Source organism: Nocardia halotolerans (assembly GCF_042650145.1).
In the GTDB taxonomy this organism is placed as follows: Bacteria; Actinomycetota; Actinomycetes; order Mycobacteriales; family Mycobacteriaceae; genus Nocardia; species Nocardia halotolerans.
In genome coordinates this window covers 102,147-127,730 of record NZ_JBHSDL010000002.1, presented here as the reverse complement: position 1 = coordinate 127,730, position 25,584 = coordinate 102,147, and the positions used below count along the sequence as shown (strand labels likewise).

Sequence of the window (25,584 nt, the reverse complement as noted above, 5' to 3'; positions counted from 1 at the left end):
CGGGGGTAAGTCTTCGAAAATGCTCTTGACCAGCGACGTTCAATCGAAGAGAGGTCTGAGAAGCCATGAAGTTCCGTACCCGCGCCGGCGCGGTCGTCCTCACACTCACAGTTCTGGCCGGACTGGGTGCCACTTCCTGCTCGAAAGCACGCTGGTGCGAGCGTGATCGTGGTGATGTGCACGTCGCCGACTCCTACTGTGAGCGCGGCGTTCCCGGCTACGAATGGGAACCCGACAACGACAAGCCCAAGTACAAAAAGAAGTCCAAGAAGAAGTAAAAATTCCGGGGCCCCTGCGCCGCAGACGATTCGAGACGAAACCGTGGCGCAAGGGATGCCCAACCCAGGCCGTTCCGATGTCGATCACCGGGTATTCCACCTCTGAGCACGCCGAATGCCGTTGAGGCAGCAGGTGATCGCTCGATTCATATTTCTCACAACGGCGTGAGCGGGTGGTCGTCATGACTTATCGGAAGGTAATGCGGTTCGGCGCAAGGAATACGGTGCGAGCACTGTCGATCCTGCTACTGGCAGCGGGGATCGGAACGGCAATGTCGCCGGGACCGAGCGCACACGCGCGGGCATGCGCCACATTGGAGGTCGTGATCGCCCGTGGCACAGCGGAACCCGGATACCTGGGTGCCGCCATCGGCGACCCGCTCTACGCGGTACTACAGGCCCAACTGCCGGTGGACATCACCGCTCACCGCGTCGACTACCCGGCCGACCTGCTGGTGCCGACCTCGGTCAGCGACGGCACCCGTGCCATGACCGGGCACCTCACCGCCCGAGCCGCCGCCTGTCCCGGCCAGCGCTTCGTGCTGGTCGGTTACTCCCAGGGCGCGGTGGTCACCCACGGCGTCCTCGCGACCCCGGCCGCCCTGGCCCTACCGGGCATCTGGACCCTGCCGCCCGAACTGTCCCACCGCATCGTCGCGGTTCTGCTCTTCGGTGACCCACTGCGCCTCGTCGGGGGCACCGTTGCACCCTGGTACGCCGACCGCACCGCGAACTATTGCGCCGCAGGTGATCCCGTGTGCGCGGGCGGAACCTTCCCCACCGCCCACGGAAGCTATGCCTGGTCCTTCGCGGCTGCCGCCACCCAGGTGCGTTCCCGCCTGTGATCCACAAGACCTCGAACGGTCCGGCTGTGGCACCGGTCCGCGCGTGGCCCCGACACCGGTTCAGCAGCGCGACGCGGTTGGTACAGAATCAGGCCATGGCGAGCGAGAATCTCATGTTGATCCATGATCCGGAACTGCTGGCGCGTGGAGAGCGGGTGCTGGGGGCCGAGTTCCGGGCGATGAGCGAGCGGGTGTTGGCGGTCACCGAGATGACCTCGCGGCTCAACAGCCTGCCCTTCGACGACGAGGCGGGAAAGACAGCCTTGTTCGAGCAGATCTTCGGGCGTCGGCTCCCCGGCAGGTTCACCATCTACCCACCGTTCTATACCGACCACGGTCTCAACCTGCAGCTGGGGGAGCGCGTCTTCATCAATCAGGGCTGCACGTTCCTCGACTACGCCGGAATCCGGTTGGGCGAAGGCGTGATGATCGGTCCGAAGGCCACACTGATCACCATGGGCCACCCCGTCGACCCGGCGCAGCGGCGCGAATTCCTCACCGGTGCGCCGATCGACGTGGCGGAGAACGTGTGGATCGGCGCCGGTGCGATGATCCTGCCCGGAGTGCGCATCGGCCGCGACGCGGTGATCGCCGCGGGCGCGGTCGTGGCCGATGACGTTCCCGCGAGCAGTCTGGTGGCAGGTCCCAAGGCGGACGTGCGCCGCAGCTGGTGAGTGCAGAGCGTCCGCGACGGGTCGGCGTATCGCGGCCGAGAACTGGCCGCGATGGGGTTTAACGTGCGGGTATGAGACCTTCAGCGAAGAAGATTGTGGTCACCACGCCGGTGGGGCACGTGGGCTCGCGGGTGGTGCGGTTGCTGGTGCAGGCGGGTGCGCGGCCGACGGTGCTGATGCGAAATCCGGAGCGGCTGGACGCGGCGATTCGGGAACTGGTGGAAGTGGTGCGGGTCGACCAGGGCGACGCGGATGCGGTGGTGCGGGCCACCGAAGGGGCCGATCGGTTGTTCTGGGTCGACCCCCCGGCGCTGGTGGACGGCGACCCGGTGGCGGGGTACGCGCGGATGGGGGCCTCGGCGGCGCGGGCGGTGGTGGCGAACGAGATCGAAGCGACCGTGTTCCTCAGCAGCGGGGGCGCCGAGAAGCGCAGCGGGGCGGGGGAGATCGACGGACTGGGCAGAACCGAGGAACTGCTCGACGAAACCGGTGCGAATGTGATGCACCTGCGCTGCGGGTATTTCTTCACCAACCTGCGGACCCAGCTCGACGAGATCCGCGCGGGCACACTGTCCACACCGTGGCCGCTCGACCACGCCATGCCATGGGTGGACCCACGCGATATCGGTGAGATCGCCGCGGTCCGGCTGCTCTCGGACACCTGGTCGGGGCGGGTCGTGCAGGCGGTGCACGGACCACAGGACCTCACCTTCCGTGCAGTCGCCGAAATCCTGGGCGAGGAACTGGGCCACGAGGTGACCCCGGTACACCTCGCCGACGGCGAATTCCGCGAGATGCTGGGCTCGGTCGGGCTCGGGCGGGCACAGATCGACGGAATCGCCGGGATGGCAGCCGGATTGAGCTCGGACTATGTCCCTGCGGACGCGCGCACCGTGCTCACCACCACGCCGACGACCCTCGCTCAGTGGGCGCGCACCCACCTGCGATGAACAGATTCGGCCGGTCCCGAGCGGGACCGGCCTTTCGCGGTCTACCAGTGCACGCCGGGCAGCATCCGGCTCATCCGCGCCGCCGGGCTAGGCATCACCATCAGCGGCGCGAGCACCGGACCCAGCACGGTCAGCGCATTGCGCGACGGTGGCACCGGTTCCTCCGATGCGGCGACGACCGGTTCGGCCGCCGGTTTGCCCTGGGCCGCCGTGGATTCGCCGACCAACCGGAAACCGGTGTGCATGATCGTGCGCTTGAGCGAGGGCAGGAACAGCTCCACCGCTTGGGAGAAGGTGCCCATCGGGGTGTCGATCCGGTCGGGACGTTCCAGTAGCGCACGGACCACGATGTCGGCCGCCCGCTCCGGGTCGGGCAGCGGCAGCGCCCGGTACAGCTCGGTCGGCGCGATCATCGGGGTGCGCACCAGCGGCATCCGGATCGAGGTGAAGCTGACTCCGGCGCTCTGGTTCTCGACTGCGGCGATGTCGCTGAAGTTGTCCAGCGCCGACTTGCTGGCGGCGTAGGCCGCGAAGCGGGGCACCTTCGTCTGTACCGCGATCGAGGAAATGTTGACGATGTGACCGAAGTGCCGCTCCCGCATCGAGGGCAGCAGGCCCAGGATCAGCCGGACGGCACCGAAATAGTTGACCGCCATGGTGCGCTCGAAATCGTGCATGCGGTCCACCGAGTTGGCCACCGAGCGCCGAATCGACCGGCCCGCGTTGTTGACCAGATAGTCGACGTGACCGTGCTCGCTCAGGACGGTCTTGACCAGTGTGTCGACGGCGGCGGCATCGGTGATGTCGCACGGGTAGGCGAATGCGGTGCCACCGTCGGCCTGCACGGCTTCGGCTGCGGCGGTGAGGTCTTCGACACCGCGAGCCACCATCAGCACGATCGCGCCACGGCGTGCCACCGCGTGGGCGGTGGCCAGTCCGATCCCGGAGGACGCGCCCGTGATCAGCACCGTCCGGCCGGCCAGCGGATGCGCGTCGGCGGCGGGGCGGCCACGGTGCGGATCGAGATTGGCGCGCCAGAAATCCCACAGTCGCGTCGCGTAGGTCTCGAAGGCGGGCACCCGCAGACCGGGCAGCAACGCCCGGGTGGATTCGGAGACGAATTCCGCGGTGAATCCGATGTGCGGGGCGACCTCGGCCGGAATCCCCACCTGTTCGAACAGGAAGTCGCGCACCGCGTGGGCGCCGGGCAGGTGGCCGAGCCCGCTCAGCGCGCGGGCACTGCCCGGCACGGTGCCGACCCCGATGGGGCCACCCGCCGCGGTGGCGAGCGCGCGGTAGATCTCCCCGAAGGGCTGCGGCTCGGGATTGACCAGGTGGAACGTGCGACCTTCGAGGCCGTCGCGGCGTACCAGGCGCACCATCGCCTCGGCCGCGTAGTCCACCGGAACCACGTTGGTGGCGCCCAGGTCCGGGAGTGGCAACGGCAATTCGGCGGGCAGCGCCGACAGCGCCGCGATCGCGGAGAAGAAGTAGTAGGGGCCGTCGATCTTGTCCATCTCACCGGTGCGCGAATCGCCGACGACGATCGCCGGGCGATACACCCGCCAGCGCAGGTCGGTGGCTTCGCGTACCAGTTTCTCGGCGGCGAACTTGGTGCGGTGATACGGCGAGGTCAGCTGCTGTCCGAGGTCGAAATCCTCTTCGAAGAACTTGCCGCGATGATCACCGGCCACCGCCACCGAGGACACGTGGTGCAGCACCGCGTCGAGCTTGCGTGCCAACTCGATCACCGAACGGGTGCCGGCGACATTGGCCGCGTGCGCACTCTGCTCGTCGGCGGTCATGTCGTAGACCGCGCCGAGGTGCAGCACGTGGTCGGCGCGCGGCGGCGCGTCACCGAGGCCCAAGCCTTCGGCGGTCAGGTCTCCCACCAGGGCGAACACCCGGTCGCTGTGGGGGTGTTGCGCGGTGAGCGCGGTGAACTTGGGCAGCGATTCGGCCCGTACGAGTACGTGCACGATCGCGGTGGGATCGGCTGCGAGCAGTCCTCGTACCACTCGCCGACCCAGAAATCCGGTACCGCCTGTCACGATGTAGGAAACCATCGCCCCTCCTGAAATTTTCGAAACACGGTGTCGCGCAACAGTGATCCGGCATGCGGCGGTGGATGCGGGCATCGACTGTCGGGTCCAGCAGCAAGTGGCTGGCGAGAAACCGGGCACGTCGTCGTCCCGGCTGCGCTAACCGTACTCGTCAGTAACCTGGGCGGGCAAGCTGCTGGTTGTCTGTGACCGTGTGGGATCTGTCACCTGTAACGCCAGGTCAAAGGGTATGTGTGACAGAAGATTTCCGTAACCGTGAGTTTCGTACACCTTGTCGTCGTCGGAATTGTCGGCCGCGCGGAGGGCGTGGGTGGGCCTGCGCCACAAGCTGTGGTCACCCTCGACCCGGCCGGTGCGAAACATCGCACCGGCCGGGTGCGTTCAGCGCAGATCGCGGCGGCGGAAAGCCAGCAGGCCGACGGTGATCCCGGTGAGGGCGAGGGCGAGCAGCCAGGCGATCGGGGTGGCGGTGAAGTCCGCGCCGGGCAACTTGGGCGGGTGGACGAACGGGACCAGGTCCAGCATCGGCTGGGGCAGGCCGTCCAGGGAGCCGAGCAGGAAGATCACGATCATCGCGCTCAACACGCCCCAGCTCAGCGGCGCGTACCGGGGCAGCACGCCGACGAGCAGCACGGCCACGGCGGTGACCACCCAGACCGCGGGCAGTTGCACCGCGACCGCGGCCAGCGACTGGCCGGTCTTGCGCATCAGCTCGCCGTCGGTGGCACCCCACACAACGCCGATCGCCAGGCCCGAGGTCAGCAGGGCCAGTGCCGGACCGGCGACGGCGAACAGCAGGTGGCTCGCGGCGTAACGGACCCGCCCCACCGCGGCCGCCAGGACCGCTTCGGCGCGACCGGTGTTCTCCTCCTCGTGCAGGCGCAGCACCGACGACACCGAGTAGGCGGCCGCCGCGGCGGCGAGCATGGTGGCGGTATAGGCGACGAACGCCTCCTCCAGCACCTCCGACCCGCCGAGTGCGGTCACCATGTCGCGGATGGCGCCGCTGTCGTCGAGCATGCCGGTGATGCTGTTCACCGCGCCGCCGATGAGCAGACCGTAGAGAGCGAAACCGGTGGTCCAGGCGATCAGCGAGCCGCGCTGCAACCGCCACGCCAGACCGACCGGACCCGACAGCGCCGGTCCGGCGACTGCCCGACCCGCCCGGTCGGCCAGCAGGCCCGCACCGAGATCACGGTTGCCGAGCAGCCGGTAGGCGAACAGGGTCGCGCCCGCGCCGAGTACGGCGAGGGGGATCAGTATCCACCAGCGCTCCTCGGCGAACGGACGGATCTGCAGGCACCAGCCCAGCGGTGAGAACCACGACAGCACACCGTTTCCCGCGTCACCGACCGCGCGCACCGCGAACGCGGCGCCCAGGGTGCCCAGTGCGACACCGCGCGCGATGCGGGCGCCGTTGCTCACCTGCGCCGCGACCGCGGCCAGCGCGCCCCATACGAAACCCGAGCCCGCCAGGGCGGCGCCGAAGGCGACCGAGCCGGCCGCAGGCAGCCCGGTGGCCAGCAGGGAAGCGGCACAGACGATTCCGGCGGTGGCCGCGGCTCCATAGGTGAGCAGCAGGGCCGCGCTGAGACCGGCGAAGCGCCCGATGCTGGTGGCGCCGACCAGCTCCGCTCGCCCGGTCTCCTCTTCCACCCTGGTGTGCCGGATCACCGTGAGGACCGCGGCGATGGCGATGATGGCGTACATCGCACCGGCCTTCCAGGTGCCGATCGAACCGAGTGCGGAACTGAACACCGGACCGTACATGGCGATCAGCGCGGGACTCGAGGCCGTGGTGGTCGCGAAGTTGTCGAGCTGCTGCTGGGTGTCGTAGAGGTCGCGCACCGAAACGATCTGCAGCGCGGGCATCAGGCCGATCAGCAGTGACCACAGTGGCGCGACCACCCGGTCGCGGCGCAGATACAGCCGCAGCATCTGCCCGGTACCCGCGAAGTCCGTTGCGGTGCGGAAGTTTCCGATGATCCGTGGGGTGGCGGTGACGGCGGTCATGCTCGCACCTTCTCCGTGGTCACGGCCCGCTCGCCGCCGTCGACGTGATAGTGGCGCAGGAACAGGTCCTCGAGGGTGGGCGGTGCGCTGGTGAGACTGCGCACCCCGGCGGTGCCGAGTACCCGGATCAGCGCACCCAGGTGTTCGGCGTCGACCTGGCAGCGCAGGGTGGCGCCGTCGCGTTCGACATCGTCGACGCCGGGCAGGGCACCCAGATCGCCCGGGTCGCCGATCATTTCGGCGGTGATGGCGGTGCGGCTGAGGTGCCGCAACTGGGCCAGCGAACCGGACTCGACCGTGCGTCCGGCCCGGATGATGGTTACCCGGTCGCACAGGTGCTCGACCTCGGACAGGATGTGGCTCGACAGCAGCACCGTCGTTCCGCGCGCGGCGGCTTCGTGCACGCAGTCCTGGAATACCTGCTCCATCAACGGGTCCAGGCCCGAGGTCGGTTCGTCGAGGATCAGCAGATCGGCCTGCGCGGAGAACGCCGAGACCAGCGCGACCTTCTGCCGGTTGCCCTTGGAGTAGGTGCGTGCTTTCTTCGTCGGGTCGAGTTCGAAGCGTTCGATGAGCTCTGTGCGGCGGGCCGGGTCGATTCCACCGCGCATCCGGGCGAGCAGGTCAATGGTCTCGCCGCCTGACAGTGACGGCCACAGCGTGACATCGCCTGGCACATAGGCGATTCGGCGATGCAGGGCGACCGCCTCCGACCATGGGTCGCGACCGAACAGCGTGACCTCGCCGCCGGTGGCGCGCAACACCCCGAGCAGAACCCGGATGGTGGTGGACTTACCCGAGCCGTTGGGGCCGAGGAAGCCGTGGATCTCACCGGCGCCGACTCCCAGGTCCAGGCCGTCCAAGGCGGTGAAACGACCGAAAGTCTTTCGCAGCCCGGCGATTTCGATGACTTGGTCGTCGATGGGTGATGACATGTCTACTCCTCGGGGAGTGTGTCGAGCAGACTCGAATCGGTCAGCAGACCCTGGGTGTAGAGCTCGAGGGCGGGCAAGGTGAGTTCGTCGGACATCTCACGAATCGCCTTGCCGTAGTCGATCTCTCCTTCCCGCTGTATTCGCATCTGCAGATAAAGGTTCGTGGCTCCGAGATTGCAGAGCACGAGGAATTTGGCCCGGGCGGCGGGATCGCGGCTCGGTTTCAGGCGGCCTTCGTCCACGGCGGTCTGCATGTACTGCTCGGTATCGGCGATCATGTGTTCGAGCAGGGACTCCGCCAACTCGCCGCCGGACTGGAAGCTGCGCATGATGTAGGCCACCAGTGGGGCGTAGGTCTCGAGCGAGGCCAGCGCATCGATCATCGCGGTGGGTCCGGTGGCGCGCAGGCTGCGCAGCTTCTCGTCGCGGATGATTTCGATCACCCGCTCGTCGCAGGCTGCGCGCAGGCCCTGCTTCGATCCGAAGTGGTGGTTCACCAGTCCGGGGGACACCCCGGCCGCCGTGGCGATCGCACGCACCCCCACACCGAAACCTTGCTCGCCGAACAGGGCGATCGCGGCATCTCGGATGCGGGCCGCGGTGCTCAGGTCGTTGGCGGGTCCTTGCGGTACGGACTGTTGGCTATACACATGTTCAATATACTAAACGAGTGTTCAACTGTCCGGCAAGAGTTGGTCACACCGAGTTTCGGGACAGCTCCCGACACGCCCACACGGCTATGGTCGAGGCATGGCTACCGGCACATCGACGACGGCAGAACACCTCCGCGCAGCGCTGGACGGACCGTGGCGCGCGGTCAGGGAACAGGCACGGGTCCAACTCGCCGACGACCGGTTCACCGGCGACCCGGAACTCGACATGCACCAAGCCCGCGCTCGGGTACTCGAGCAGATGCGGGTCATCGCCCAATTGAGCTACCCGGAACGGGGCTTCCGGACCGAGAACGGCGGCACCGGAGATCCCGGCGGTGCGGTCACGGGCCTGGAGATGCTGGCCTACGCGGATCTGTCGCTGTGGGTGAAGTCCGGGGTGCAGTGGGGTCTGTTCGGTGGTGCGGTGGAGAACCTCGGCACCGAACGGCACCGCGACTACATCAAGCAGCTCATCTCCCTCGACCTGCTCGGCTGCTTCGCGATGACCGAATCCGGGCACGGCAGTGACGTCGGTGAACTCGAGACCACGGCCACCTACGACCCGGCCACCCAGGAATTCGTGATCAACACCCCCACGCCCTCGGCGCGCAAGGACTACATCGGTGGCGCCGCTGCGCACGCGCGGATGGCGGCGGTGTTCGCCCAGCTGATCACCGCCGAGGGCAACCACGGTGTGCACTGCCTGCTGGTGCCGATCCGTGACGAGCGTGGCGCCGACCTACCCGGGGTGACCACCTACGACGACGGCCTCAAGGGCGGGCTGCCCGGTGTCGACAACGGCCGCATCGTCTTCGACCACGTGCGCGTGCCGCGGGAGAACCTGCTCAACCGTTACGCCGACGTCGCCGCGGACGGCACCTACAGCTCCGAGATCGAAAACCCCAGCCGCCGCTTCTTCACCACCCTGGGCACCCTGGTGCGCGGTCGGGTCAGTGTCGGCGGCGCCGCCGCGGCCGGCGCCCGGGTGGCGCTGAGCATCGCGGTGCGTTACGCGCTGGCGCGGCGCCAGTTCTCCGACCCCGAGACCGGCGAGGAGACCCTGCTGATGGACTACCGCAGCCATCAGCGCCGGCTGCTGCCGCTGGTCGCGAAGTCGTTCGCGCTGGCCTTCGCGCAGAACGACCTGGTGCACCGGATGGACGAGATCCAGCGTGGCGACCAGACCGAGCCCGGCGCCCAGCGCGCGCTCGAGAAGCGGGCCGCCGGTCTGAAGGTGGCCCAGACCGCGCACGCCACCCGCGCGATCCAGGAATGCCGCGAAGCGTGCGGCGGCGCCGGTTATCTCACCGAGAACCGGCTGGTCACCCTCAAGGCCGACACCGACGTGTTCACCACCTTCGAAGGTGACAATGTCGTGCTCACGCAGCTGGTGGCCAAGGAACTGCTCACCGCCTACTCCGATGAGGTGCGCGACCTCGACGCGGCGGGCTGGGTGCGTTTCGCCGCCACCATGGCCGGCGACGTGGTGCGCAAGCGTTCCGGCGTGCGCCAGCTGATCCAGACCCTGCGCGACCGCAGCGACGAAACCGTCGACGAGGCCGACCTGTCCAAACGCGATGTGCAACTGCAGCTGTTCGCCGACCGCGAGGACTACCTGCTGCGTACCGCCGCGCACCGGCTGCGCGCTCGGGCCGCCGACACCGGCCCGCTCGAGGCGTTCAACAACGCCCAGGACCACATCCTGGCCGCCGGCGCCGCCCACATCGACCGGCTGGTGCTCGAGGAATTCGTCGCCGGCCTCGCCGACATCGAGGACCCCGAGGCGAAGGCGCTCGCCGAAACCGTCTGCGACCTCTACGTCTACTCGACGCTGGAGGAGAACCTGGCCTGGTACATCATGCACCGGTTCATGTCGGTGGAGCGGGCCAAGGCGGTGCGGCGCGGGGTGAACGAACTCGTCGACCGCTTGCGGCCGGACGCGCTCACCCTGGTGGAGGCCATGGGCGTGCCCGAGAGCATGCTGCACGCCGAGATGCTGCACGACGCCAGCGTGTTCGACCGCAGATAGCGCCGAACTCAGCGGCCGGCTCGCACGCGCAGCAGCACGGCGAGGCGGCACAGGCCGATCGAGAGCGCCACCGCTGCCGCCGCGCCACCGAACACATCGGTGGCGTGGTGGTAGCCGAGCACGATCATGCCCGCGGTGATCGAAGCCAGCGCCACCGCGGTCAGCGCGGCGATCGCGATCCGCGGCCGAACGCTCGCGAGCAGGCACGCGAACGTCGTCGCGACCGCCACCAGGTGCACGGTGTGACCACTCGGATAGGCCAGGTAGTCGTGTAGGGGGCGCTCCCACAACGGTTTCAGCACCCAGGTGTTGACCGCGACAGCGATCTCGGGGACCACCAGCATCGTCGCCGCCCGCCACCAGTGCCCGCGCACGGCGAACCAGGCACAGGCGGCGAACAGCAGTATCAGCACCACCGGCCCGTTGCTGGGCGCGACGAGGAATTCGGCGAGGCCGGGGGAGACCTGCCGGCGCACCGGCGCAGCGATCGCGGTGTCGAGGCCGCCTGCCCCGCCGCCCGGGGCAAAGGTCACCGGGATCGCTGCGGTGAGCGCCGCACAGGACCCGATCGTGGTCACACGCACAGCGGTGGCGCGCCGCTCGGAAACTCGGTCGATCACGGTGGCGACGATAGCCGTGCGCGCACAGAACTCAGGTGGGACCGTAGGTGAGCACCGCGGTCACCACGAACCACAACACCCAGACGATGGCGACGATCATGCCGATCGCCAGGGTGATCCGCAGGAACGCCCGCCCGAAATCGAGATCGCCACCGACCCGCGGATACAGCTTCCACGGGCTGTACCAGGGTGCGATCAGACCACCGGACTGTTGCGCCGCCCGCTCGAGCTCGGCCTGTTCCTCGGCATAGGCCTCGGCTTGGGCCTGGGTGGGACCGCCGTGCCACAGCGTCACGTCGATCGGTCCGAGGAAGCCCTCGTTGAGCAGGTCCTGCGGTGCCGGCAGATACGGGAGGATGCCCAGGCCGCGGAACGCGATGGCGATGTCGTTGGCCGACCAGAGATTGTGCCCGTTCTCGGCCAGCGCCTCGAAATACCGTTCCAGCCGGCGCGGGTCGTCGGTGACGATCACATCGAAGCTCGGGTCGCTCCACCCCTGGTGCACGTCGATGTCGGCTCCGCGCATCGGCACGATCAGGCCGAGCCCGTGCACCGCCCGCTGCCCGAGGCCCCGGGCCGCGAGAAAGTTCTGCAACGCGAACGTGTGCTCGCGGGACCGCTCCAGCGGGGTCGACTTCTCCCAGCCCGCGAACTGGGCCAGCTCACCGGAGACCATCCACGGGCCGTTGAGCGGGATCTCGAGCACCCCGTCCTGGGGCGCGGTGAAGGTTTCGGCTTCGATCACCACACAGCTGGTGGGCGTCCACACCACGGCGTCGAATTGGTGCAGGCGATCGTTGTGGAACAGGCTGCAATTGATGGTGGCGACCCCGCGTGGGCCCGCGGGGTCCTTCCAGGTGCGCAACCAATCGATCAGTGCCCGCTCGGCATCGGTGCCTGCCGCATTCTGCACGCGAACGAGCATGGAGACCGCCCTTCTGGGTCGTTGGCGTCGCGGGCCGAGAACCGTTGGCGTACATCGTAGCTCGCCGGTCGGCGGTTGCCGGTCAGGTTGTGGGGTGCGCGGGTCAGCTGGGCTCGGCGGCGATCTTGCCCGCGTCCACCGCGGCGACCAGCTCCGCGTGATCGGCCTCGGTGCGGTCGGCGTAGCGCACGGCGTACCGGGTCATCGCGTCCTCGAACCGGTCGTCGTCGGCGCCCTCGCCCGCCAGGTAACCGGCCAGCACGCGCGGATCGAGCGACCGGGCGTGCGCCCGGGCGAGCAGGGCGCCGGCGAGACGGCCGTAGTCGTCGAGATCCCCGGCCGACAACTCCGCCGGGTCGATGCTGCCCTTCAGATTGCGGAACTGGCGGACGATGAACGGCAACGGCGTGTCGAGTTCCACGGTGGTCCAGCCCAGCAGGATGTCGGTCTCGGACTGCACCGAACGGGCGCCTGCCACGATCCGCTCACCCTCGTGCCGGTGCGAGGTCGCGGGCAGGAACGGGCTGAGCGCGGACGGATTGGCCTGCTTGAGCTGCAGCACCAGCGCCTCGTCACCGTTGCCGTGCAGCAGCGCCACATAGCTGTGCAGGCCGACGCTGCCGGTGCCGACGATCCGGAACGCCACGTCCGAGATCGCGAACCGGGCCAGCAGGTCGCGCCGGGACTCGCGGATGGTGCCCGCGTAGCGCTGTAACCCGTCGATCACCGCCTCGCGCACCTGATCGCCGACCTCGGTGAGGATCGGCGGATCGCTGACGAAGCGCCGCTTGCGGATCCCGGTCTCGTGATCGTCGAGGTGCTCGGTCCATTTGGCCGCCACCTTGGCGCTGGTGTTCTTGCGCGCCTTCTTGGCGGCCTTCTTGAAGTCGTCGAGCAGATCCTCGGCCTTGGCCTCGGTGAGGATCGACTCGTCGTGCATCGCGGTCCAGGACTGCATGAACGGCAGCTGCGCCAGTTCGGCGACGGTGCGGCGGTAGGAGCGGGCGGCATCGCGCGCAGCGCGCACACAGTCGTGCTCGTCGGCGCCGCTCTCGCGCCCGGCCAGCACCAGGCTCGCGGTGAGACGATCCAGGTCCCATTCCCACGGTCCACGGATCGTCTCGTCGAAGTCGTTGATGTCCATCACGATCTCGCCGCGCTGAGTGCCGTAGAGGCCGAAGTTGGCCGCGTGCGCGTCACCACAGATCTGGGCGGTGAGCCCGCTGTCGGGACCGGCGGCCAGATCGGCGGCCATCAGGCCGGCCGCACCGCGGAAGAAGGTGAACGGTGAGGCCGCCATCCGGCCGATTCGCAGCGGGACCAACTGCTCGAGCCTGCCCCGGTTGCTGGCCTCGATGAATTCGAGCACCGACGGGCGGTCGGGACTTTCGGCCGGTCGATCCCGTTCGGTCACCGGCACCCGCGCGGCGGCGGCGCGGCCCCGGTCGCGGGCCTGCTCGGCGGAAACGAAGGAGCGCAGATCAATACCACTGTCGGACACGACTGCCCACGGTAGCGGGTGGCTGTGGCGGCAGCATTGTCGTAGGCGATGCGCTGCGGATTCGGCGCGCCCGGATGGCGCGAGAGGGGGTCGGTGCGGTAAGCAAGGGCGTGGCAACCGAATCGGGAACGCCGGGCGAGCACGACACCGGCCGTGGTGGCGTGTTCAGCGATCGCATCCTGACCGTGCCCAACGCGCTGAGCCTGCTGCGCCTGATCGGCATCCCGGTGTTCCTGTGGTTGATGCTGGTCGAGCACGCCGACGGCTGGGCCTTCGCCCTGTTGATCGCCAGCGGCTTCACCGACTTCCTCGATGGCAAACTCGCCAGACTGCTCGACCAGTCCTCGCGGCTGGGCGCGCTGCTCGACCCGCTCGTGGACCGGCTGTACCTGGTGACCACGCTCGCGGCCTTCGTCGCTCGCGGCCTGATTCCCTGGTGGCTCGCAGTGATCTTGATCGCTCGTGATCTGGTGCTGACCGTGACCTTGTCGGTGTACAAGCGCCGCGAGTTGCCCGCACCGGAAGTGATCTACCTGGGCAAAGCGGCCACCTTCGCGCTGATGTCGGGGCTGCCGTGGCTGCTCACCGGAGAGATGGACTGGGCCGGAGCAGGTTTCGGATGGGCCTTCGGCTGGGCACTGCTGATCTGGGGCACCGTGCTCTATGTCTGGACCGGGGTGCTCTACGTGGGCCAGGCGGTCGCGGTCGCGCGATCGACACCGCCTGTGCCACACCGCGGGAGCTAGTCGATACAGTTGCGTGCCACGTTACGACGAAAGGACGTCCTGTGACCCGGACACCTGAGGATCTGCGCTACACCGCCGAACACGAGTGGGTACGCCAGACCGGCCCCACCACGGTGCGTGTGGGCATCACCGACTACGCCCAGTCACAGCTCGGTGACGTCGTGTTCGTGCAGCTGCCCGATGCCGACAACGATGTCACCGCGGGGCAGAGCATCGCCGAGGTCGAGTCGACCAAGAGCGTGTCCGACATCTACGCTCCGCTCAACGGCAAAGTCGTTGCGGTGAACGAGGATCTGGTGCAGTCGCCGGAGACCCTCAACACCGATCCCTACGAGGCGGGCTGGTTGTTCGAGCTCGCGTTCGAGGACGCCGCAGCCCTGGATTCCGCCCTCGGTGAACTGCTGGATGCAGCCGGTTATCAAGGAGTTACCGGGGGCTGAAGTAGCCTTCACAGTTCTCCCTGCACGGGCACGCCCCGGCAGGGTACGGTCAAACCCAAGCGGATACGTCGGGGAATCGACGCCGGATCTTTCCGGCGATGTGATCGCGCCGGTCGTGTCGCCAGATACAGCACCTGCTTGCATGGATAATCAGGTTCGAGGAGGAGAGAAACGGTGAGCGAGAACAGGGACCCGGGTTACGGGGAGACCGCGGCCGAGACGACATCGGTCTTCCGCGCGGATTTCCTCAACGAGGTCGACGCGTCGCGCTCCGGAGAGCCGGCCGGCGAACAGCCGGTGCAGGGCGTGGAGGGACTGCCGGTCGGCGCGGCCCTCCTGGTGGTCAAGCGGGGCCCGAACGCGGGCTCGCGCTTCCTGCTGGATCAGCCGACCACCTCGGCCGGTCGTCATCCCGACAGTGACATCTTTCTCGACGATGTCACCGTCAGCCGTCGGCACGCGGAGTTCCGTCAGGACGACGACTCGTTCCAGGTTGTAGATGTGGGCAGCCTCAACGGCACCTACGTCAACCGGGAGCCGGTGGACTCCTCGGAGCTGCAGAACGGCGACGAGGTCCAGATCGGCAAGTTCCGGCTGGTCTTCCTGACCGGTCCGCGCGCGCAGACCAACGAAACGTCGTCGGGCGCGGGGTCGCGATGACCCCTCCGGTACTGGTGCTCGCGACGGGCACAGTGCTGTGACAGGGGCGGCGCAGTGGGCGCGCGGAGGGATGTCGATCGGCTCCGTACTCGACCTGCTGCGACCAGATTTTCCTGATATCACCATCTCCAAGATCCGGTTCCTCGAATCGGAGGGCTTGATCCGGCCGGAACGCACGCCGTCGGGTTACCGGCGGTTCTCGGTGGCCGACTACGAACGGCTGCGTTTCGTACTGACCGCGCAACGCGATCAGTACCTGCCGTTGAAGGTGATCAAGGAGCAGTTGGAAGCGATCGACAGCGGTGCGGCGACGCTGGGTGTGCGTGAAGCGCGCGCCCGCGCACACTCCCATCGGGGTGTGGCGGAGGCCGGGCAGCGGGCCGGCTCCGCGCGCGCCGACAACGACGGCGACGACTCTCCGGCACCGCCGCGCAGGCTCGGCGTGGTGCCCGGTGAGATCACGCCGGAAGAACTGCGCGTGGATGTCGCGGTGCGACTCACCCGGGCCGACCTGCTCGCCAAGGCCGACATCGACGACCGTTTCCTCGACGATCTGTTGCGGGCGGGACTCATCGTGCCCGGGGTGGGCGGCTTCTTCGAATCCGATGCGGTGACCTTGGCGAACGCGGCCAAATCCATGGCCGAATTCGGTCTCGAGGCGCGGCATCTGCGCGCATTCAAACTGGCCGCCGACCGGGAGGCCGCCCTGGTCGCCCAGATCGCCGCGCCGATCGCCAAGAGCCGCGATGCCGACGCGCGCGCCCGCGCCGAGGAAACCGTGCGTGAACTCGCGGCGTTATCGCTGAATTTGCACGCGGCGTTGGTGAAGGCCGCGGTGCGCGCGGCCCTCGGCAGCTGAACGACAACACGCCATTTCGGCTCGGCCGTGCCCGTTGCACCGCCCGGAATTCGCCTAGACTCGGGATACGGCGAGCTGAGCAGCGGTCGTGCCGGCCGGCGGCGAGTATGGGAGGCAGGACAACTCATGAGTGAGATGCGCGTTATCGGCATCCGCGTCGAGCAGCCGCAGAACCAGCCCGTGCTGCTGCTGCGGGAAGCTTCGGGCGAGCGATATCTGCCGATCTGGATCGGGCAGGCCGAAGCCACCGCGATCGTGCTGGAGCAGGAGGGGGTCGCTCCGATCCGTCCGCTCACTCACGATCTGATCAAGATTCTCATCACCGAACTCGGACACACCCTCAAGGAAGTGCGGATCGTGGATCTGCAGGAGGGCACCTTCTACGCCGATCTGGTGTTCGAGGGAGACCTGCGGGTATCGGCGCGGCCCTCGGATTCGGTGGCCATCGCGTTGCGTGTCGGATGCCCGATCTTCGCCGAGGAACCTGTCCTGGTCGAGGCGGGTTTGGTGATGCCCGACGAACGCGAGGACGAGGTCGAGAAGTTCAAGGAATTCCTCGACTCGGTCTCACCAGATGACTTCAAGGCCACCGACAGCTGAGGGACCCGCCCCGATCTCATCCTGAAGTAGAGGTCGAGGGAATCGCTGGTCGCGGTGCTTGGTGCGATGCGGTACTGGTCCGACAATGGCAGGAGTAACCTCGAAAGTCGGGCAACATCCGTCGTGACTCCGGTACCCGAGAACGTCGGCAGAGCAAGGAGCGGTCAGTGGAAGAGCAAACGCAGGATGTCGTACAGCCTGGCTTGTTCCCGGACGACTCGGTTCCGGACGATCTGGTCGGCTACCGGGTGCCCAGTGCGTGTCAGGTCGCGGGCATCACCTATCGCCAGCTCGACTACTGGGCCCGCACCGGGCTGGTCGTGCCGTCGATAAGGAGCGCGGCGGGCTCGGGCAGTCAGCGGCTGTACTCGTTCAAGGACATTCTGGTCCTCAAGATCGTGAAGCGGTTGCTGGACGCGGGCATCTCGTTACAGAACATCCGGATCGCCGTCGATCACCTGCGCAGTCGTGGCGTGGGCGATCTGGCCGGGATCACGCTGTTCTCCGACGGCACCTCGGTATACGAGTGCACCTCACCCGAGGAGGTCGTCGATTTACTGCAGGGTGGGCAGGGCGTCTTCGGTATCGCGGTCAGCGGCGCCATGCGGGAACTGACCGGGGCGATCGCGGACTTCCCCGCCGAGCGGGCCACCGCCATCACCGACCGTCCCGAAGACGAGCTGTCCTACCGCCGCAAGGCCAGGGAGAACCGCAAGACCGGCTAGCGCCGCGCGCGGAGGCCATCCGATCCGCGTGACGAGCGCTACACGGGGCGCTGGGCTGTGGGCCGGTCGCGTGCCACTACACTGGGTGGGCGTCGCCGCCGTGCGGGAGAGTCCCGGATCCACCAGAATCCGGGCGCCGAAGGAGCAGCACCTCCCCGTCAATCTCTCAGGCAACAGGGACCGCCCGGTGATTCGACGCCTCTGGAAAGCGGTGGCATCCGGCTGCCCGCCCACGGGGAAAGGGGCACAGCCGCGCGACGGTTGCGTCACCGAATCTCTCAGGCGCACAGACAGAGGGGGAGGGCTGGTACCCGTCGGCCATTTCGGCCGACCCGCCCGACCTGGAGCTGCCGTGACCCGTTCGTTCGCCGACCGCCACATCGGACCCGATTCCGACGAACTCGCCCGGATCCTCGAGACCGTCGGCGTCGAGTCCATCGACGCACTCGCGACCACGGCGTTGCCCGCGACGATCCTCGACGAATCCGGTCTCGGCGCGTTGCCCGCGCCGGCCTCCGAGCACGAGGTGCTCGCCGAACTGGCCGCGCTGGCGCAGTCCAACACCGTCGCCACCTCGATGATCGGCCTGGGCTACTACGACACGCTCACCCCGCCGGTGCTGGTGCGCAACCTGCTGGAGAACCCGGCCTGGTACACCGCCTACACCCCCTACCAGCCCGAGATCAGCCAGGGCCGGCTCGAGGCGCTGCTCAACTTCCAGACCATGGTGTCGGACCTGACCGGCATGGAGGTCGCCAATTCCTCCATGCTCGACGAGGCCACGGCCGCCGCCGAGGCGATGACGCTGCTGCGCCGCGCGGGCAAGTCCAAGTCGAACCGCCTGATCATCGACGCCGATCTGTTCCCGCAGACCAAGACCATCATCGGCACTCGGGCCGAGCCGCTGGGCGTCGAGGTCATCGAGGCCGATCTCGCCGGCGCCGGCCTGCCCGAGGGCGAGTGCTTCGGCGTGATCGCGCAGACCCCGGGCGCATCGGGGCGCATCACCGACTGGACCGCGGTGTTCGCCGCCGCGCACGAACGTGGCGCGCTGGTCGCCGCGGGTGCGGACCTGCTGGCACTGACACTGATCACGCCGCCCGGTGAGCAGGGCGCCGACGTGTGCTTCGGCACCACCCAGCGTTTCGGGGTGCCGATGGGCTTCGGCGGCCCGCACGCCGGTTATCTGGCCGTGCGCACCGCGTTCGCCCGGCAGCTGCCGGGCCGCCTGGTCGGTGTCTCGGTCGACGCCGACGGCACCCCCGCTTACCGGCTGGCGCTGCAGACCCGTGAGCAGCACATCCGCCGGGAGAAGGCCACCTCCAACATCTGCACCGCGCAGGTGCTGCTCGCCATCGTCGCGGCCATGTACGCCAGCTACCACGGCGCCGACGGGCTGCGCGCCATCGCGCGCCGGGTGCACGAGCACGCGGCGGCCGTCGCGGTTGGTCTCGGTGGCGCGGTGGTGCACGGCGCCTTCTTCGACACGGTCCTCGCGCACGTGCCCGGTGGTGCCGAAGCCGTGGTAGCCAAGGCGAAGTCCCAGGGCATCAACCTGCGCCTCGTCGACGCCGATCACGTCGCCATCGCCTGTGACGAAGCCACCACCGAGTCCCATGTGGCCGCCGTCGTCGAATCCTTCGGCACCGCGCTGTCTCCCGAGTCCGGCGCGGGCGCCGCGCCCAGCGCCGTCGAAACCCGCACCTCGGAGTACCTGACGCATCCGGCGTTCACCCGCTATCACACCGAAACCGCCATGCTGCGGTACCTGCGGTCGCTCTCGGACAAGGACATCGCCTTGGACCGCAGCATGATCCCGCTGGGCTCGTGCACCATGAAGCTCAACGCGACCGCCGAGATGGAAGCCATCACCTGGCCCGGTTTCGCCCGTCTGCACCCGTTCGCCCCCACCGAGGACTCGCCGGGCATCCGCAAGCTGATCGGCGATCTCGAGCAGTGGCTGGCCGAGATCACCGGCTACGACGCGGTGAGCCTGCAGCCCAACGCGGGTAGTCAGGGCGAGTACGCCGGTCTGCTGGCGATCCGGCGCTACCACCTCGACCGTGGTGACGAACACCGCGACACCTGCCTGATCCCGTCGAGTGCGCACGGCACCAACGCGGCCTCGGCGGCGATGGTCGGCATGCGCGTGGAGGTGGTGAAGTGCCGCCAGAACGGTGACGTCGACCTCGACGACCTGCGGGCCAAGATCGCTGACCACGCCGAGCGGCTGGCCTGCATCATGATCACCTACCCGTCCACGCACGGGGTGTACGAGCACGAGATCGCCGAGTTGTGCGCGCTGGTGCACGACGCGGGCGGTCAGGTCTATGTCGACGGCGCGAACCTCAACGCCCTGGTCGGGCTGGCCCGCCCGGGTCGTTTCGGTGGCGACGTGAGCCACCTGAATCTGCACAAGACCTTCTGCATCCCGCACGGTGGTGGCGGTCCGGGCGTCGGCCCGGTGGCGGTGCGTTCGCACCTGACGCAGTACCTGCCCGGCGACCCTCTTGTGGCCGGTTCACACGCGGTGTCGGCGGCGAACTACGGTTCGGCGTCGATCCTGCCGATCACCTGGGCCTACATCCGGATGATGGGCGCCGAGGGCCTGCGCGCGGCCACGCTCACCGCGATCGCCTCGGCCAACTACATCGCCCGCCGCCTCGACGCCTACTTCCCGGTGCTCTACACCGGGGAGAACAACATGGTGGCCCACGAGTGCATCCTCGATCTGCGCCAGATCACCAAGCAGACCGGCGTCACCGTCGACGATGTGTCGAAGCGTTTGGCCGACTACGGTTTCCACGCCCCCACCATGAGTTTTCCGGTAGCGGGCACCTTGATGGTCGAGCCCACCGAGAGCGAAAACCTCGAAGAGCTCGACGAATTCATCGCCGCCATGATCGCGATTCGCGCCGAGATCGACCAGGTGGGCGCGGGCGTCTGGCCGGTGACCGACAACCCGTTGCGCGGCGCCCCGCACACCGCGGCCAGCCTGGTCGGCGAATGGGATCACCCCTACAGTCGCGAAACCGCCGTCTACCCACGGGGCCTGGCCCACACCCGGCCCAAGGTGTGGCCGCCGGTGCGCCGCATCGACGGCGCGTTCGGTGACCGCAACCTGGTCTGCTCCTGCCCGCCGCTGGACGTCTACGAAGACTGATCCTTCCCGTTCACGGGCCCCGCTGACGCTGTCGGCGGGGCCCGTCGTCGTCTTCGCCCGAAGCTAAACCTCCAAGGACAGGTGTGCCAGCGCCGTGGCGGCGTCGGCGGCGCGGCGGAGGTCCTCGGTGGTGACGGGCTCGTGGGTGATGAACAGCCGGTGGAACACCGGGGCCACCGCCGTGCGGATGATCTCTGTGCGGTTCACGGTGGGTTCGAGTTCGCCCCGGGCGATGGCTCGATCGATGATGACGGCCGCGTCCCGATGGCGGGCCTGGTAGAACTCTCGCAGCGCTGTCGCCGCCTGGGGGTCGTGCATGCCTGCGATGACGAAGGCGGTGGCCAGCGGTGCGGATTCGGGGTCGTCGAAACCGCTGTGCAGCAAGGCGGTGAGCGCGCGCAGATCGCCGCGGAGGGTGCCGGTGTCCGGGATCGGCCACGGCTGTTCGACGGCCCGCTCGAGTGCGTCGGCGACCAGGCCCGCGGGTCCACGCCAGCGCCGGTAGACGGTCGTTTTGTGCACGCCGGCTCGCTGGGCGACCGCCTCCATGTTCAGGTCCAGATATCCGTGTTCGGCGAGTTCGGCCGCTGTCGCGTCGAGGACGGCCTCGCGTACCCGGGCGCTACGCCCGCCGGGTCGTCGTTGTGGTTCCAAAAACTACTCCCGTTGCGTTAGTTGTGAAGCCTTGTTAAGTTAAAGCTACACATGTAGTGATTGGAGCCCTGTTTGGCCACTCAACTGGCCCTGCGCGACGTGTCGAAGTCCTATGCCGATCGGCGAGTCCTCGACGGTGTGACCACCACGATCCGGCCCGGCGAGCGTGTCGGAATCGTCGGGGAGAACGGTTCGGGCAAATCGACCCTGCTTCGCCTGCTGGCCGGCGACCGGCCCGACACCGGATCGATCACGGTGACCGCCGACGGCGGTGTCGGCCATCTCGCCCAGACCCTGCCCGGTGACACCGTCGACGACGCGATCGAACAGGCGCTGGCCGAGTTGCGAGAGCTCGAACGCGGCATGCACGCCGCCGCCGAAGCCCAGGACATGGACCGCTACGGCGAGCTGCTGACCCGGTTCGAGGCGCGCGGCGGCTATGCCGCCGATGCCAGGGTCGAGGCGGCGATGCACGGCCTCGGACTGGCCGGTGTCGCGCTGGACCGCACCCTCGACAGCCTCTCCGGCGGCGAACGCGCCCGGCTCGGACTGGCGTGCCTGCTGGCCGCGTCCCCGGAGGTGCTGCTGCTGGACGAACCGACGAACCATCTCGACGAGAATGCGCTGACCTGGTTGGAGAACCGGCTGCGCACCCATCCCGGCACCGTGGTCGTGGTCTCGCACGACCGGATCTTCCTCGACCGGGTGGTCACCGCGGTGATCGAGGTCGCCGAGGGCGGCCTGACCCGGTTCGGTGGTGGCTACAGCGGCTTCCTCGCGGAGAAGGCGGCCGCGCGGGCGCGCTGGGAGCAGGCCTATGACCAGTGGCGTGTCGAGATCGCCCGGCTGGAGGAGTTCGCGACAACCACCGCCCAGCAGGTGGCGCACGGGCGTGCGATGAGCGACAACAACAAGATGGCCTATGACCGCAATGCCGGTCGGGTGCAGAGTTCGGTCGCTTCGCGGGTCCGCCAGACCGCCGAACGCCTGCGCAGGTTGCGCGCCGACCCGGTGCCCCGGCCACCCGAGCCTCTGATTTTTCGTGGACATTTCGCCGTGGCGGGCGCCGAGCTCGAGTTCCGGGTGGGGCCGGTGACCCTCGGCGCGCGCGGCAGATTGCTCATCCACGGACCCAACGGGACGGGAAAGTCGACCCTGTTGGACGCGCTCCACGCGCAGGCCCCCGGCCGGGTGGGCTATCTGCGACAGGAACAGCGATTCGATCCGGAGCGCACGGTCACCGAGACCTACGGCTTCGGGCGCGCGGCACTGCTCGCGACGGGGCTGTTCGCGCCCGAGGTGCTCGACCGCCCGGTCGCCACCCTGTCGGAAGGTCAGCGGCGCCGATTGTCGCTGGCGACCGTGCTGGCCGGCGAACATGACCTGCTGCTGCTGGACGAACCCACCAATCATCTGTCGCTCACCCTGGTCGACGAGGTGGAACGGGCGCTGCACGACTATCGGGGAGCGGTGGTCGTCGTCTCGCACGATCGTGCGCTGCGCCGCCGATTCCGCGGAATACAGAAGGGAATCGAAGATTTTGGCTGACATCGTGGGAGTTGTGGAGGTACCCGGCGCTCCGTACGGAGTGGCCGTGGGGCCCGACGGTGCGCTCTGGTTCACGCTGGTAGCGCAGGGCGTGATCGGCCGCTACGCCGACGGCGACGTACGCATCTTCGCGTTGCCTCAGGCCGACGGGCAGCCGACCGTCATCGTGTCAGGTCCGGGGGACATGCTGTGGTTCACCGAGTACCAGGGCGGCCGGCTCGACCGCATGAGCACCGACGGCGCGGTGACCAGCATCGAAGCGCCCGGTGCCTACGGTGCGTGCATCGGTCCCGACGGTGCGCTCTGGTTCACCGAACTCACGGCCGGGCGGGTGTGCCGGCTGGCCGCCGACGGATCCGTCACGGCCGTGGCGGTCGAGGGGATGCCCTCGATGATCACCGCGGGACCCGATGGCGCCTTGTGGTTCACGGTCAATCAAGGCAACGCCGTCGGGCGCGTCGATTCCGAGCTGAATCCGACTGTGTACCCGCTGCCGACGCCTGCCGCCGCGCCGGTCGGCATCACCGCTGGTCCGGACGGTGCGCTGTGGTTCACCGAGATCGGTTCGGGCGCCATCGGCCGCATCACCACCGACGGTGTCATCACCGAGTTCGCTCTGTCCGACCCGGCCGCGCGCCCGCACGCCATCGTCGCCGGGCCGGACGGCGCGCTGTGGTTCACCGAATGGGGTAGCGGCGCACTCGGCCGGATCGCCACCGACGGGAGGATCAGCCACCTGGCACTACCGGGAGCCGAACCGCACGGACTCACTGTCGACGCGCGAGGTCACCTGTGGGTGGCGATGGAATCCGGTGCGCTGGTGGAGGTATCGACCACCGACGAACCGCCGGTGAGGGCGGCGGCTGAGGCCCGGAGCGGTCGTTCGTCCGAACCCTGATCATCGGCACCCGCTGACCTGGTTCCACCGCCGTCACGGGGTGGTGAGGGCCTCGACCACCGCGGTGCCGAAGCTCAGGTCGTTGGTTGTCGGCATCCGGGTGTAGGTGCCACCGGTCTGCTGGGCAAGGGTTTGCAGGGTCTGGGTGCCCTCGCCACCGATGACGATGATGTCGATCCGGACCGGCTGGTCCGACTGGGTCGCGGCGGTGATCTGGTCGACCAGGTCCGTGCCCGACAGCGGTGAGTCGTCATCGGGGCCGTCGGTGATCAGCAGGATCGAGTTGGTGCGGCCGGGGGAGTGGCCGGCCACCGCCGCGCGGTAGGCCGCGAGCAGGCTCGGGTAGGCCTGGTCGGCGCTGACCCGGCTCGGTTCCAGCGAGGTGACGGTGGTGCCCACCGCGGTGCGCTGGGTCTGGGTGAGCAGGCCGGTCTCGACGTTCACCCGGTACGGGTCGCCACCGGCGAGGTCCTTGCCGAAGGTCCACAGCCCGAGGCCGAAGTCCGGCGGCATCACCTGCAGGGTCGAGGCGATCGCGGCGCCCGCGGTGGCCAGTCGGGTGGTCGAGCCTTCGGCGGTGCCCATCGACGACGACACGTCCAGCAACACCGTGGCGTTCACGCCGAGCACCGGATCGGCGAGGGTGGCGAGCACCTGCTGCAGCGCCGCCCGATCCGGGTTCGCCGGGGCCGAGCCGATCGCCGGGCCGAAACCGTCCTCCGCCAGCGCCGCGGCCTGTTCGGGGGCGCGCAGGAAGTCGATGAACCGGGAGGCGATCAGGTTCTGGGTCTTGTCCACCCACGGGCCCGACAGCAGCGCCGCCGGGTAGTCGGCGAGCGGGGCGGCGCCCGCGGGACGGAACACGCTCACGCCGCCGGCGCCGAGTTGCTGTTCGGTGGCGGCGACCGCGTGGATGTCGTCGTTCGCGGGATCGGTGCTGATCGCCGACAGTGCTGTCATCAGGTCGGCGGGTGTGGAGGCACCCGCGGCCAGTCCGGACACCGCGGCCACGACCTGACCGGAGGCGGCGGCCTGTTCGGTGAGCGGTTCGGTGCCCGAAACGGCCGACCCGATCGCGGTGGCCGCGGCGGTGGTGGCGTCGCCACCGGGCAGCGCCATGCGCAGCCCGCCCCACCCGGACAGGCCGACCTCGTCGAGGGTGCCCTGTTGCAGGCGCGGCAGGTCGGCCCAAGCGATCTGGTGCTGTTCGAGTGCCTGGCGCAGAGCGTCGGGAACGCCGAGCACGATGGGGCTGGTGGCGATGGAGGCAGGTGTGCCCTCGATCAGCCCGGGTACCCGCACCAGGTCGATCGAGCGACTCGAGTCGGCGATCCACAACCCCGGCTGTGGACCCAGCGCCGGGTCCCAGGTGCCGGGCTCCGCGAGTGCCGCCACCAGCGCCGCCGACGGCCGGGCGGTCACCTCCACCCGGGCGCAGTGATCACGCACCCGTGGCTTGCCCGCGTTGTAGTGTTCGGCCGCCGCGCGCACCGGTGCGGCGACGGCCGGGTCGACGGTGACCTCCAGCGTGGCCGGTCCCTCCACGCATTCGGCCGCCGCGGCGACATCGGTGCTGGCAGCCCGGTCGCTGAGCTGGAACCAGGCGAACACGGCCACGATCATCAGGACGAGCGCCGATGCCGCGATCACGGGACCTTTGCTGATACTTCGAGATCTGGTCCCGCTGCGATGAGTACCCACGCGGCAAGTTTAAGGACACGCGACGACAGCGCCACACCGCGCATACCCGCAGGCATCGGCGCAGGTGAGCACGCGGGGCCGGATGCCACAGCCGGCACCCGGCC

General features: G+C 68.6%; 23 protein-coding genes and 1 riboswitch. Of the genes, 14 read left to right on the top strand and 9 right to left on the bottom strand.

The genetic code is table 11. The features are described 5' to 3' along the window. Positions 1-65 precede the first annotated feature (65 nt). The 4 genes from ACFO5K_RS01590 (at position 66) to ACFO5K_RS01575 (ending at position 2,747) form a co-directional block, all read left to right on the top strand. Positions 66-278 (top strand): hypothetical protein, encoded by a 213-nt coding sequence (locus ACFO5K_RS01590; RefSeq protein ID WP_378555301.1) that lies wholly within the window; start codon positions 66-68, stop codon positions 276-278. Positions 279-460: 182 nt separating this feature from the next. Then, positions 461-1,123 (top strand): cutinase family protein, encoded by a 663-nt coding sequence (locus ACFO5K_RS01585; protein ID WP_378555300.1) that lies wholly within the window; start codon positions 461-463, stop codon positions 1,121-1,123. 95 nt (positions 1,124-1,218) lie between these two features. After that, on the top strand, positions 1,219-1,797 hold the full coding sequence (locus ACFO5K_RS01580) for a DapH/DapD/GlmU-related protein (protein WP_378555299.1): 579 nt from the start codon (positions 1,219-1,221) through the stop codon (positions 1,795-1,797). Between the two features lie 71 nt (positions 1,798-1,868). Continuing rightward, positions 1,869-2,747, top strand: coding sequence for an NmrA family NAD(P)-binding protein (locus tag ACFO5K_RS01575; protein WP_378555298.1), 879 nt, complete (start codon positions 1,869-1,871; stop codon positions 2,745-2,747). Positions 2,748-2,788: 41 nt separating this feature from the next. On the opposite strand, the gene ACFO5K_RS01570 is transcribed toward ACFO5K_RS01575, so the two are convergent. The 4 genes from ACFO5K_RS01570 to ACFO5K_RS01555 form a co-directional block, all read right to left on the bottom strand. Continuing rightward, the gene (locus ACFO5K_RS01570) at positions 2,789-4,813 is read right to left on the bottom strand and encodes an SDR family oxidoreductase (protein ID WP_378555297.1); all 2,025 of its coding nucleotides are present in this window, start codon (positions 4,811-4,813) and stop codon (positions 2,789-2,791) included. A 378-nt stretch (positions 4,814-5,191) separates the two neighbouring features. Further along, positions 5,192-6,823 (bottom strand): ABC transporter permease, encoded by a 1,632-nt coding sequence (locus tag ACFO5K_RS01565; protein WP_378555296.1) that lies wholly within the window; start codon positions 6,821-6,823, stop codon positions 5,192-5,194. Further along, the gene (locus ACFO5K_RS01560) at positions 6,820-7,758 is read right to left on the bottom strand and encodes an ABC transporter ATP-binding protein (RefSeq protein WP_378555295.1); all 939 of its coding nucleotides are present in this window, start codon (positions 7,756-7,758) and stop codon (positions 6,820-6,822) included. Before ACFO5K_RS01560 ends, ACFO5K_RS01565 begins: the two co-directional genes overlap by 4 nt. 2 nt (positions 7,759-7,760) lie before the next feature. Beyond that, a complete protein-coding gene (locus tag ACFO5K_RS01555) occupies positions 7,761-8,408 on the bottom strand; it encodes a TetR/AcrR family transcriptional regulator (protein WP_378555294.1) in 648 nt (215 codons plus the stop codon). A gap of 100 nt (positions 8,409-8,508) precedes the next feature. On the opposite strand from ACFO5K_RS01555, the gene ACFO5K_RS01550 reads away from it, so the two are divergent. Continuing rightward, complete coding sequence (locus tag ACFO5K_RS01550; RefSeq protein WP_378555293.1) at positions 8,509-10,440, top strand: acyl-CoA dehydrogenase family protein; 1,932 nt, start codon at positions 8,509-8,511, stop codon at positions 10,438-10,440. Between the two features lie 8 nt (positions 10,441-10,448). Here the strand turns inward: ACFO5K_RS01550 and ACFO5K_RS01545 are convergent, their stop codons facing one another. The 3 genes from ACFO5K_RS01545 to ACFO5K_RS01535 form a co-directional block, all read right to left on the bottom strand. Beyond that, on the bottom strand, positions 10,449-11,060 hold the full coding sequence (locus tag ACFO5K_RS01545; RefSeq protein WP_378555292.1) for a phosphatase PAP2 family protein: 612 nt from the start codon (positions 11,058-11,060) through the stop codon (positions 10,449-10,451). A 31-nt stretch (positions 11,061-11,091) separates the two neighbouring features. Further along, entirely contained in the window at positions 11,092-11,973 is an 882-nt protein-coding gene (locus ACFO5K_RS01540; RefSeq protein ID WP_378555291.1) for a nuclease-related domain-containing protein, read from the bottom strand. 115 nt (positions 11,974-12,088) lie between these two features. Continuing rightward, complete coding sequence (locus ACFO5K_RS01535) at positions 12,089-13,486, bottom strand: DUF2252 domain-containing protein (RefSeq protein ID WP_378555290.1); 1,398 nt, start codon at positions 13,484-13,486, stop codon at positions 12,089-12,091. A gap of 110 nt (positions 13,487-13,596) precedes the next feature. Between ACFO5K_RS01535 and ACFO5K_RS01530 the strand changes: the two genes are divergently transcribed. From ACFO5K_RS01530 to gcvP, 7 genes are all read left to right on the top strand, one after another. Then, positions 13,597-14,232, top strand: a complete 636-nt coding sequence (locus ACFO5K_RS01530; RefSeq protein WP_378555289.1) for a CDP-alcohol phosphatidyltransferase family protein — start codon at positions 13,597-13,599, stop codon at positions 14,230-14,232. 41 nt (positions 14,233-14,273) lie between these two features. Continuing rightward, positions 14,274-14,672 (top strand): glycine cleavage system protein GcvH, encoded by a 399-nt coding sequence (gene gcvH / locus ACFO5K_RS01525; protein WP_378555288.1) that lies wholly within the window; start codon positions 14,274-14,276, stop codon positions 14,670-14,672. A gap of 174 nt (positions 14,673-14,846) precedes the next feature. Next, the gene (gene odhI, locus ACFO5K_RS01520; protein WP_378555287.1) at positions 14,847-15,332 is read left to right on the top strand and encodes an oxoglutarate dehydrogenase inhibitor Odhl; all 486 of its coding nucleotides are present in this window, start codon (positions 14,847-14,849) and stop codon (positions 15,330-15,332) included. A 70-nt stretch (positions 15,333-15,402) separates the two neighbouring features. Next, on the top strand, positions 15,403-16,191 hold the full coding sequence (ftsR, locus tag ACFO5K_RS01515) for a transcriptional regulator FtsR (protein WP_378555286.1): 789 nt from the start codon (positions 15,403-15,405) through the stop codon (positions 16,189-16,191). 126 nt (positions 16,192-16,317) lie between these two features. Continuing rightward, complete coding sequence (locus ACFO5K_RS01510; protein WP_378555285.1) at positions 16,318-16,791, top strand: bifunctional nuclease family protein; 474 nt, start codon at positions 16,318-16,320, stop codon at positions 16,789-16,791. A gap of 167 nt (positions 16,792-16,958) precedes the next feature. Further along, the gene (locus tag ACFO5K_RS01505) at positions 16,959-17,516 is read left to right on the top strand and encodes a MerR family transcriptional regulator (RefSeq protein ID WP_378555284.1); all 558 of its coding nucleotides are present in this window, start codon (positions 16,959-16,961) and stop codon (positions 17,514-17,516) included. A gap of 93 nt (positions 17,517-17,609) precedes the next feature. Beyond that, positions 17,610-17,709: riboswitch (glycine riboswitch) on the top strand. Positions 17,710-17,868: 159 nt separating this feature from the next. After that, on the top strand, positions 17,869-20,679 hold the full coding sequence (gcvP, locus tag ACFO5K_RS01500; RefSeq protein WP_378555283.1) for an aminomethyl-transferring glycine dehydrogenase: 2,811 nt from the start codon (positions 17,869-17,871) through the stop codon (positions 20,677-20,679). Positions 20,680-20,742: 63 nt separating this feature from the next. Here gcvP and ACFO5K_RS01495 read toward each other — a convergent pair whose 3' ends face one another. Further along, on the bottom strand, positions 20,743-21,333 hold the full coding sequence (locus ACFO5K_RS01495) for a TetR/AcrR family transcriptional regulator (protein WP_378555282.1): 591 nt from the start codon (positions 21,331-21,333) through the stop codon (positions 20,743-20,745). 72 nt (positions 21,334-21,405) lie between these two features. On the opposite strand from ACFO5K_RS01495, the gene ACFO5K_RS01490 reads away from it, so the two are divergent. After that, complete coding sequence (locus ACFO5K_RS01490) at positions 21,406-22,881, top strand: ABC-F family ATP-binding cassette domain-containing protein (protein ID WP_378555281.1); 1,476 nt, start codon at positions 21,406-21,408, stop codon at positions 22,879-22,881. Between the two features lie 4 nt (positions 22,882-22,885). Then, positions 22,886-23,779 carry a virginiamycin B lyase family protein gene (locus ACFO5K_RS01485; protein ID WP_378555280.1) on the top strand — a complete coding sequence of 298 codons (894 nt, stop codon included), beginning with the start codon at positions 22,886-22,888 and terminating at the stop codon, positions 23,777-23,779. Between the two features lie 33 nt (positions 23,780-23,812). On the opposite strand, the gene ACFO5K_RS01480 is transcribed toward ACFO5K_RS01485, so the two are convergent. Further along, complete coding sequence (locus tag ACFO5K_RS01480; protein WP_378555279.1) at positions 23,813-25,429, bottom strand: substrate-binding domain-containing protein; 1,617 nt, start codon at positions 25,427-25,429, stop codon at positions 23,813-23,815. Between the last annotated feature and the right edge of the window lie 155 nt (positions 25,430-25,584).